The sequence below is a fragment of the Rubrimonas sp. genome, from assembly GCF_036788415.1.
In the GTDB taxonomy this organism is placed as follows: Bacteria; Pseudomonadota; Alphaproteobacteria; order Rhodobacterales; family Rhodobacteraceae; genus Rubrimonas.
Genome location: NZ_DAIQNN010000096.1, coordinates 1 through 9349 on the forward strand (window position 1 = coordinate 1; position 9349 = coordinate 9349).

Sequence of the window (9349 nt, forward strand, 5' to 3'; positions counted from 1 at the left end):
CCCGCCCATGCCTTATCGTCTGCTGAAACTGGCTGAGGTTCATGCGTAATCAGGATCACTTATGACGCCGATCGACGTCGGTACCCCACGCCGATCCGGGTCCGATCCCGCGGATCCGCATGTCCTCGATCATTCGCCGCCGCACCGGGCTCATCGAGACTTCCGCCCCGTACGGCCATGCGTCGGGCTGCAGCTCCGCCGGCCGCTGCCGCGATGTTTCCCGCCCGCCTCCACTCGTTCGCCGGGCGGGCCGCCAATGTCGGTGAACAGCCGCTCCACCGTATCCGTCGCATCGGACAATGACGATGTCGGCAAGTGAGCCGATGATCGCTATTTCGATGACACGCCGCTCCTTGCTGGCGGCGGTATCAAGCAGGGAGTGCGGGCCTCAGCTGTTTGCACTTTGTCGCCGAGCGCTGCGCTACTGCTGCGGCGGGCGTCGCACATGCGTCGTCACCCGCTCGACTCGAAGTCGTTGATGTCGCCTTTGGCGCGGCGGGAGCGAGCCTTTGCGCTGAAGACGCGCGAGAGGGCGAACCAGACGGCCAGCGCAAGGCAGGCCCAAAGGATCAGCAGCACGAACAGGTTCTGAAGGCTTGGCGCGGCCGTGATCGGCAGAATGGCCAACCCACCCGCAACGAGGGCGGCCGCCGCGCCGAAGCCCAGTAGCACATAACCGGGCAGCAGCATCTCGAGGATCGAAAGGCCGACCGCGAGGGCGACCCAGATCCAGGGGTCGAAGGCGGCGGCGGTCACGGCTGGGCCGCGGCGTCGGGTTCGGTGCCGCCCCACGGACCAGGCGGCGGCCCGACGACAGAAGGCGGCTGGGGCGCCGCCGCTGGAAGCGCGACGGACCGGGCCAGCCCCTCGCCGCTCAGGATCGCCGCAGCGCGGGTGAAGCCATCCGCTGCGTCGCCCGGCAGCATGATCAGCTTGGCGTTGGAACTGGAGGCCAGCGCGGTCAGGGCTGCAATCTGGCGCTCGGCGATCTGGAACTGCGCGGGCTCCACGCCGTTGGCGGCGATGGCCTCGCCGATGACACGGTTGGCGTAAGCCGTGGCGTCGGCTGTGATCCGCGCCGCCTCGGCCTCGCGCTGCGCCCGGTATAGCGCCGCGTCGGCCGCCAACTCCGTGGCGCGCTTGTCGCCGGCGGCGCGGGTCTCGGTGGCGCGGCGGGAGCGCTCGGCCGCCAGCACTTCGGCCATGTCGGCCTGGGTCGACGCCTCCAGCGTGACGCCGGTGACCTCTGCGCGCGAGATCAGCACGCCGTAGTCGGCGCCGGCCTGCGCCAGCTTTTCGCGAATGGCGATATTGAGCGCCTCGCGCTCGCTCTGCAGCGCGTCGAGCTCGATCCGGCCGACCTCGGCGCGCACGAGGCTGTCGACGAGGCCCCGTACAAGCTCGCGCACGTTGTCGATGCGAAAGACGGCAAGCTCGGGCTTCACCACGCGATAGACCACCAACAGCTGCAGCCGGAACACGGCGTTGTCCTTGGAGACGACGCCGAGGTCAGTGTCGCGCAGCACCTGATCGGCGATCGAGATTCGGGCGTGCACGCGCTCGACCAGCGGAATGATCCAGCCAACGCCCGCGCCGAGGGTTCTTGCGTAGCGCCCCAGCCGGGTGACGACGTATTCTTGGCTCTGCGGCACGATCTTGACGCCCAGCAGTACGGTCAGCAGCAGCGCGACGATGACCAACCCGAGCGCGCCATTGGCCGGGCTGAACTCCGACAGCACAGATTGCAACTCCATGACGGCTCCTCGAAGCAGACGGCGGCGGCCGCTGGGTGATGCGCGCGGCGCCGCACAACGGGCTTATCCGATCCGCGCCGCTTTACGGAGCAATTGTTGGCGGGGCGCTAACCAGCCGGCACTGATGATCCGCGGGCGGGCTCCCCCAACCCGCTCCTCCCGCTTCGGGTCGGTCGCGTTGGAGATGACAGGCGGCGACAAGCGGACGCTCGTGGGGTAGGAGATTGCCCGATCGCACGGTCTGCGCGACCTCTTCCGAAATCCTCAACGGACAAGAAGCGTCGCGTCGTTGTGGCGGGCAGCCTTGCGATCGAAGGTGTAGAGCGTCGCGCAACCCGAACGTCGCGCGGCCGCTACGATCATGTGGTCGGCGAAGTCCGCCATCCCGGCGCCATAGGCCTCTACGGCGACCACGGCATCTTCGGCCGCCTCGACCACGATCTCCTCGGCCTCGAGCAACCCGAGAATGACCGGGGCGACCTTGGCCGGCGCGAGGCCATAGGCGCTCTCCAGCACCCAGACCGTCTCGATCAGCGCCTCGCGCCCGACGAAGGCGGGATCGCGCACGCTGCAGCGCGCGAGAAGCGAGCGCGCGGCCTCGGACTGCTTCGGGTCGTCCTGAACGAGGAACCGGACGAGAATGTTCGTGTCGACGCCGATCACTGGCCGTCGCCCATGGACGCCCGGTTGCGGATGGCGGCGTCCATCGCGTCGAGGCTGACCGGCGTTCCCTCGTGCTTCAGCGCCCCGCAGAGGCTCATCGCCTTGCGCGGACGCAGGATCCGGACCGTGGCGCCGGTGACGAGATACCGGATGCGGTCGCCGGGCTCGAGGCCAAGAAGATCGCGCACGTCCTTGGGCAGCGTGGTTTGCCCCTTGGCCGTCACTGTCGACTCGTACACCGCACCCTCCTGCCTGAAAGATCACAAACTTGCCAGCCGGCGGCCGGAATGCAAGGGAGACTACTAGAACGCCTTACACATGGCGCCTGCGCCTTACTACCGGAAACCGCCGGTCGCCCGGTGGGCGGCATGGGTCGATAATCGGCCATTCGCGCGAGCGCCCGACGCCCCTCAGACGGCCGCACCTTCTGAGCTGAGCTGGCCCCATTTTCCCGGGACATCCATCTGTCGAAGGACGCCTGGCGCCAGACCTTGCGGACGCCGTAGACGCGCCAGTTCTCATCGAAGATAGGGGACCTTTCTGAAGTTGGGGGTGTAGCTCAACGAGCCGATGTCAGGCATCCCGGCGCACCAGCGATTCTTGGGCGTTGAACCGCCCGCTGCGTCGGTCAGCCCCCGCCTTCGCAAGGGTCCCTCGATGCGCGACTACATCGACGGCCAAAGCGCCTACCTCGTCGACTACGCGTCGCGCCAACGGAAAGGACAGACGATCAGCACGGTGACATCCGAAAGCCTGGCCAATGCGCTTGTCAATAAAGGTCTGGACAAGCGCCAGCAGATGCGATGGTCGGGGGCGGGCGCGAAAGCGGCGGTCTCGATCAGAGCCGACACGAGAAGTCAATGCGCCGCCGCAGATGCGAGCAGGGCGTTGGCCACCGCGGCGTGACCGCCCCCAAGTCCGACACCGTCCCGACAGTACTCATCATCACCGCGTCGGCTGGGGCGCGCAATCAGCAACAACTTCCAGAGTCCGCACCAGTTCCTCGATTGCCGACGATGGCGTGACGCCACGACGCTGAATGACGCCGGCGACCCTTCGCCACGAGGCGCCGGGGATATCCAGCGGGAGGATGTCGTCCACGCCGAGGCTCGCCAACTGGCCTTCGGCGTGGACGCTGAGATAGTCGCCGCTGCGCATGAGCTGCAGCTTCAAATGCTGGGCGTCGGTCTCGATCGCGGGCTCCGGGGGCGGCAGGCGGCGCGAGCGAAAAATGACATGAAACGCCGTCACCATGTAGGTGCCGGCGGCCGGCAGGATCCACGGGTACTCAAGGAGTTCCTCGAACGCCACTTTCATCCGGCGACGGAGCGGATGGTCGGCGTGGGCGACAATTCGGTAGTGGTCTTCGGCGAGGGAGCGGCCGACGAGGTCGGCCTCAAGCGGATGCAGATCCGAGATCGCCGCGAGAACAAGATCCAGCGCCCCGTTGCGAAGCTGCGCCTTCAAGGTCTCGTCCATGCCGCTGCGCACCTGAATCCTGATGTCTGGGCGCACGGTGCGAAAGCGGGCTATGGCGGCGGGCAGAAGATCGCCGAGCCAGGATGGCCCGGCTCCGATCCGCACCTGCCCGCCGATGCCAAGCCGCAGCGCGGCGATCTCCTCCTCCGCGTCGCGGATGTTGGCCCTCAGGTGACGCGCGTGGCGTATCAGCGCCTCGCCGAACGGCGTGGGGACGACGCCGCGCGCCTTCCGGTCGAGCAGTGGCGCACGGAACTCGTCCTCCAGCCGTTTCACGGCTTTGCTCAGCGCAGGCTGGCTGACGCCACGGCTCTCGGCCGCCGCGCGGAGGCTTCCGTGCTCGGTGATCGCGAGGAAGTGGTCGATGGCCCGAAGGTCCATTTGACGTATAACTCATGGTTATCAGTCAGGCGCTTCTTCGTTCTTGCTACACGCGGTTCGGGCTTGTCAATCTCGTAGCCGTGCAACGGTCGTCAGAACCGGCGGAGGAGGAAACAATGGAACATCCGACATCGCCGCGCCGTCGCGGCGTGGTCAGCGGCATCCTGTGCGGGACCCTGCTGGCCCTTGGCCCGCTGTCGGCGTCGGCGGAGGCCTTTCCCACGCGTCCGATCCGCGTGATCGTGCCGACCGACCCCGGTGGGGCCGTGGACGGCCTCGCGCGCACCTTCCAGCGCGCTTTCGAGGAAATGGGCGTGTTTCCGCAGAGTCTGGCCGTGGTGAACATGGCCGGCGCTGGCGGCACGATCGGCACCCGGGCGATCAAGGACGCCGACCCTGACGGCTACACGATCGGCACCTGGCACGATGGGCTGGTGACCTCGCGCGCCATGGGCGTCGTCGATTTCGATCATACCGCCTTCGAGATCATAGGCGCCACGGGCTTCGCCGACCTGGGCCTCGCAGTGGCGGCGGACAGCCGGTTCGGCAGCTTCGAGGAGATGCTCGAATATGCCCGAGCCAACCCGGGCGAGGTGACCTGCGCGGCCAACATCGGCCTGCCGGTGCATTTCGTGCCGATGCAGATCGGCGTGGAGTCCGGCGTGGAGTTCCGTTTCGTCCAGTCCGGCGGCGGCGCTCGGCGGTTCCAGTCTCTTCTCGGCGGGCACCTCGATTTCGCAATGTTCTCCACGCAGGAGCTGACGCAGTTCGAGCAGCAGGGGCTGCGCACGATCCTCCTGCTCTCGGAGGAGCGCGTCGCCGATTTCCCCGACGTGCCCACGGCGCGAGAGCTCGGGATCGACGTCGTGGCCACCTCCACGCGGCTCTGGCTTGCGCCCAAGGGCACGCCGCCGGAGCGGGTTGAGGTTCTGCGCGACGCCTTCCGCGCGGCGATGGAGCGCGAGGACGTGGCGCAGCAGCTGATCGCCTTCGGCCTCGAGGCCCGGTTCATCGAGCCGGCGGCGGTGGAGGCGGCGCTGGACGAGGCGCTGGCGAACACGCTGCCGCTGGTCGAAATCGCGCGGCAGATTCAGCAGTAGCGCGACGGCGGGGGTCGGCGATGCGCAGGATGGCCCTGCAGAGCGGGCTGACGCGGGTCGTCGGCGCGAGCCGCAATCCGGCGGCGGACGCCCTGCTGGCTGCGGCGGTGGCGGCCTTCGCAGCCCTGATGCTGTACGAAGCCGCCAAGATCCCACCGCCGTTCTTCGACCCGCTGGGCTCGGCCGCGCTGCCCCGATCGGTCGCCCTCGCCATGCTGACGCTTGCGGCGCTGATCGCGGCGCGGGCGCTGGCAGGGGTCGGGACGGCCGAGGGCGCGCCGGAGCCGCGGGGTTTTCGGCAGCGGCCCGACCTGGCCATCGGCATCTTCGCGCTGTCGGTGGCTTATGTCGGGGCGATGGACCTTCGATGGATCGGCTTTCAGCCCGCCACGATCCTGTTCCTCGTGGCGGCCGCCGCGCTGCTCGGGCGGCTGGACCGGCGGACGCTGGCGTTGGGGACCGCGAGCGCGGTCGTCGTCGGGTTCGGGGCGACGTTCCTGTTCACCCGCTTCTTCTTCATCGACCTGCCGAGATGACGCCGTGATCGAAGGTCTGCTGGGCGGCCTCGCCTATGTCCTGACGCCCTGGCCCTTCTTCTGGGTCTTCGTCGGCACGGCGCTGAGCGTTTTCGTCGGCGCGGTGCCTGGCCTCACCGGCGGCATGCTGATCGCGCTCGCGATGCCGTTGTCGCTCTACATGGACAGCACGCACGCCATCGTCATGATGGTGTCCATGACCGTCGGCTCGGTCTCGGGCGGACTAATCAGCGCGACGCTGTTGAAGATGCCGGGGACGCCGTCGTCGGTCATGACCACGTTCGACGGCTATCCCATGGCGGAGCGCGGAGAGGTGGAGCGGGCGCTTGGCCTGTCTCTGGGCGCCTCGATCGTCGGCGGACTGATCGCGGGCTTCTTCCTCGTCGTCCTCGCGCAGCCGTTGTCGCGCTGGGCGACGACCTTCGGGCCATGGGAATACTTCGCCATGGTGCTCATGGCGCTGATGCTGATCGCCTCGATCAGCCAGGGCTCCATGGTGAAGGGACTCCTTTCTGGGGCGCTGGGGATCGCCTTCGCCCTGCCTGGACTGAACCCTTCCGACGGCCAGCTGCGACTGACGATGGGCTGGCATCATCTCGACGGGGGCTTCGCGCTGCTGCCGGTGCTGCTCGGCGTGTTCGTCGTCAGCCAGATCCTCAGCGACGCGCTGGAGACCGAGAAGGTCGCGAATCCGATCAGGGTCGGCGTCTACCGCCTGACGATGGCCTTCGACGTCTGGCGGCGCCACTGGGTCAACATCCTGCGCTCCAGCATCATCGGCACTTGGATCGGCATCCTGCCGGGCGTCGGCGCCTCCATCAGCTCCATGGTCGCCTATGCCACGGCGCGGGCCGTGTCGGATGCGCCGGAGAAGTTCGGGACCGGCTGCGAGGAAGGGATCGTCGCCTCGGAGGCCGCGAACAACGCCAATGTCGGCGGCTCGCTGATCCCGCTGATCGCCATGGGCATCCCCGGGGCGCCGATCGACGCGATCCTGCTCGGGGCCCTGATCCTGCACAACATCCAGCCCGGTCCGCTGCTGTTCGTGAACAACGCCGGCTTTGTCTGGGCGATGATCGCCGCCTACCTCGTCTCCACGGTGCTGATGTTTCTGATCATGAGCCTCTCGGTTCGCTGGATCGCGAGGCTGATGATGGTCAACCGCGCGATCCTGCTGCCGGTGATCTTCGTCTTCTGCGTGATCGGCACTTATGCGCTGAGCAACCGCATGTTCGACGTTTGGGTGGTGCTGTTCTTTGGGCTCGTGGGGTTCTTCCTGACCCGGTGCCGAGTTCCCCTGGGCCCCTTCGTCATAGGTTTCGTGCTCGCGCGCATCCTCGAGGAGGAGCTGCGCTCGGGCATGCAGCTCAGCCGGGTCGGTTTCTGGTCGATCCTCGACCGGCCGATCGCGCTGGGCTTTCTCGCGATCTCCGCGCTGACCCTGATCTGGCCATTCGTGCAGGCCCGGCGGGGTCGTCGCAGGGGGCGCAACCAAACGGAGGGACCGGCATGACCGGCAGCAACGTCCTGTTCATCATGTCCGACGAACACAGCCGCAAGATCGCCGGATGCTATGGCGACCCTCTCGTCAGGACCCCCCATCTCGACCGGCTGGCGGCGCAGGGCGCGCTGTTCGAGAGCGCGTACTGCAACTGTCCGATCTGCGTGCCGTCGCGGGCGAGCTTCGCGACCGGGCGCCACGTCCACCAGATCGGCTGCTGGGACAACGCCTTCCCATACCACGGCGAACCGCCTTCATGGGGGCACGCCCTCTCGCGCGCCGGCTGCCGCTGCGACAGCATCGGGAAGCTGCATTATCGCGGCTCGAACGACCCCAACGGATTCGACAACGAGATCCTGCCGATGCACGTCCTGAACGGCACGGGCGACGTGCAGGGCATGCTGCGCCGGCCGCCGCCCAAGCGCCCCTCCACGCAGCAGCTCGCCGGCGACGCGGGGGAGGGCGACAGCACCTACATCGCCTACGACCGCAGCATCCGGGACGCCGCCGTCGACTGGCTGCGCGAGGCCGCAGCCAGTCCGCCTGACCGCCCGTGGTGCCTGTTCGTCTCCTTCGTCTGCCCGCACTTCCCGCTCGTGGCGCCGCCGGAGTGGTTTCGGCTCTATCCGCTCGACAAGGTGCCTCTGCCCCGGCTCCGCGAGCCTGGGGACTTTCCCGACCATCCGGTGCTGAAGGCGCTGCGGTCGGTGCAGGACTACGACGACCATTTCCGCGACGAGGAGCACGTGCGCATCGCCGTCGCCGCCTACTACGGGATGGTCAGCTTCCTCGACGACAACATCGGCCGGATCGTCGCGGCGCTGGACGAGGCCGGTCTGGGAGAAAACACGCTGGTGGTCTACGGCTCCGACCACGGCGACAATCTCGGGACGCGGACCTTCTGGGGCAAGTCGAACATGTATGAGGAGAGCGCCGGCGTGCCGCTGGTGATGCGCGGACCCGGCGTCGCGCCGGGGCGGCGGGTGCGCACGCCGGTCTCGCTGCTCGACGCCTATCCGACGATCCTGCAGGCCATGGGAGAGCCGGTGGACGCGGATCTGCCGGGCGCCTCGCTGCTGGAGATCGCCGAGGGCCGCGACCCCGACCGCACCGTGCTGGCGGAGTATCACGCCGTCGCCTCGATCACCGGCGTCTTCATGGTGCGCTTCGGGCGGTACAAGTACGTCCACTACGAAGGTTACCGCCCGCAGCTGTTCGACCTCGACGCCGACCCGGGCGAGACCCGCGATCTGGCGCTGGAGCCGGCCTCGGCGGCGATCCTCGCCGAAGGCGAGCGCCGTCTGCAGGCGATCTGCGACCCCGGCGAGGTCAACGCCCGCGCCTTCGCTGACCAGGCGCGGCGGATCGCCGAGCTGGGTGGCGAGGAGGCGGTGCGCAAGGCTGGCAACTACCCCTACACCCCCGCGCCAGGCGAGGCGGCGCGGATTTCCCGGTGACGTGGCCCGGGCCGGAGCCCGTGAGCGCTCTGCTGCGCCGCGTGCAGGCGTTCTATCTGGAGCAAGCCATCGAGGAGCTCGTGGTGAACGCCTTCGGCGCCATCACGGTCCGGCCGGCGCGGCTGGTGCGGATGGAGGACGCCGACGGCGCCCATGGCTGGGGGGAAGTCTGGTGCAACTTCCCGCACGCCGGCGGCTGGCGCCGGCTGAACCTGATCGAGCGTCTGCTCGGCCGCTGGTGGCTCGGCCGGGACCCGGCCGAACCCGCCGCGCTGTGGCCCCAGGCGCAAGCTGTGGAAAGGCCCGATGCTGGGCTCCATCCCGTCGAATAAAGATCAATGACTTGCGATGCCGATCGGCGTGGGGACCCCACGCAGATCCACAGCCAGCGCTTCCTTAGCGCTGCGCCTATTGTAGTGGGCTGCGCGGACCTGAAGAACGATAAAGGCGCCGCGGGGGTTCTCCCGGAGCCCCCCCC

At 68.2% G+C, this 9349-nt stretch carries 11 protein-coding genes; 6 read left to right on the forward strand and 5 right to left on the reverse strand.

Annotation, left to right across the window (positions count from 1 at the left end; genetic code table 11):
• Positions 1–453: 453 nt before the first annotated feature.
• The 4 genes from V7Q31_RS15350 to V7Q31_RS15365 all read right to left on the reverse strand — a co-directional run bounded on the left by V7Q31_RS15350 (position 454) and on the right by V7Q31_RS15365 (position 2656).
• Complete coding sequence (locus V7Q31_RS15350; RefSeq protein ID WP_333834740.1) at positions 454–756, reverse strand: hypothetical protein; 303 nt, start codon at positions 754–756, stop codon at positions 454–456.
• Positions 753–1754 (reverse strand): SPFH domain-containing protein, encoded by a 1002-nt coding sequence (locus V7Q31_RS15355; protein WP_333834741.1) that lies wholly within the window; start codon positions 1752–1754, stop codon positions 753–755. The genes V7Q31_RS15350 and V7Q31_RS15355 overlap by 4 nt, the downstream gene beginning before the upstream one ends.
• A 264-nt stretch (positions 1755–2018) precedes the next feature.
• The gene (locus V7Q31_RS15360) at positions 2019–2417 is read right to left on the reverse strand and encodes a PIN domain-containing protein (protein WP_333834742.1); all 399 of its coding nucleotides are present in this window, start codon (positions 2415–2417) and stop codon (positions 2019–2021) included.
• Positions 2414–2656, reverse strand: a complete 243-nt coding sequence (locus tag V7Q31_RS15365) for an AbrB/MazE/SpoVT family DNA-binding domain-containing protein (protein WP_333834743.1) — start codon at positions 2654–2656, stop codon at positions 2414–2416. The genes V7Q31_RS15360 and V7Q31_RS15365 overlap by 4 nt, the downstream gene beginning before the upstream one ends.
• A gap of 418 nt (positions 2657–3074) precedes the next feature.
• On the opposite strand from V7Q31_RS15365, the gene V7Q31_RS15370 reads away from it, so the two are divergent.
• Positions 3075–3323 (forward strand): hypothetical protein, encoded by a 249-nt coding sequence (locus tag V7Q31_RS15370; protein ID WP_333834744.1) that lies wholly within the window; start codon positions 3075–3077, stop codon positions 3321–3323.
• 39 nt (positions 3324–3362) lie between these two features.
• Here V7Q31_RS15370 and V7Q31_RS15375 read toward each other — a convergent pair whose 3' ends face one another.
• Positions 3363–4277: a LysR family transcriptional regulator gene (locus V7Q31_RS15375; RefSeq protein ID WP_333834745.1), complete on the reverse strand. Its 915-nt coding sequence runs from the start codon at positions 4275–4277 to the stop codon at positions 3363–3365.
• Positions 4278–4393: 116 nt separating this feature from the next.
• Between V7Q31_RS15375 and V7Q31_RS15380 the strand changes: the two genes are divergently transcribed.
• Genes V7Q31_RS15380 through V7Q31_RS15400 form a run of 5 tightly spaced genes read left to right on the forward strand, consistent with a single transcriptional unit; the run spans position 4394 to position 9203 of the window.
• Positions 4394–5377 carry a Bug family tripartite tricarboxylate transporter substrate binding protein gene (locus V7Q31_RS15380; RefSeq protein WP_333834746.1) on the forward strand — a complete coding sequence of 328 codons (984 nt, stop codon included), beginning with the start codon at positions 4394–4396 and terminating at the stop codon, positions 5375–5377.
• 29 nt (positions 5378–5406) lie between these two features.
• A complete protein-coding gene (locus V7Q31_RS15385; protein WP_333834747.1) occupies positions 5407–5913 on the forward strand; it encodes a tripartite tricarboxylate transporter TctB family protein in 507 nt (168 codons plus the stop codon).
• A 4-nt stretch (positions 5914–5917) separates the two neighbouring features.
• Positions 5918–7426, forward strand: a complete 1509-nt coding sequence (locus V7Q31_RS15390; protein WP_333834748.1) for a tripartite tricarboxylate transporter permease — start codon at positions 5918–5920, stop codon at positions 7424–7426.
• Complete coding sequence (locus V7Q31_RS15395) at positions 7423–8871, forward strand: sulfatase-like hydrolase/transferase (RefSeq protein WP_333834749.1); 1449 nt, start codon at positions 7423–7425, stop codon at positions 8869–8871. The genes V7Q31_RS15390 and V7Q31_RS15395 overlap by 4 nt, the downstream gene beginning before the upstream one ends.
• On the forward strand, positions 8868–9203 hold the full coding sequence (locus tag V7Q31_RS15400; protein ID WP_333834750.1) for a hypothetical protein: 336 nt from the start codon (positions 8868–8870) through the stop codon (positions 9201–9203). Before V7Q31_RS15395 ends, V7Q31_RS15400 begins: the two co-directional genes overlap by 4 nt.
• Positions 9204–9349 lie beyond the last annotated feature (146 nt).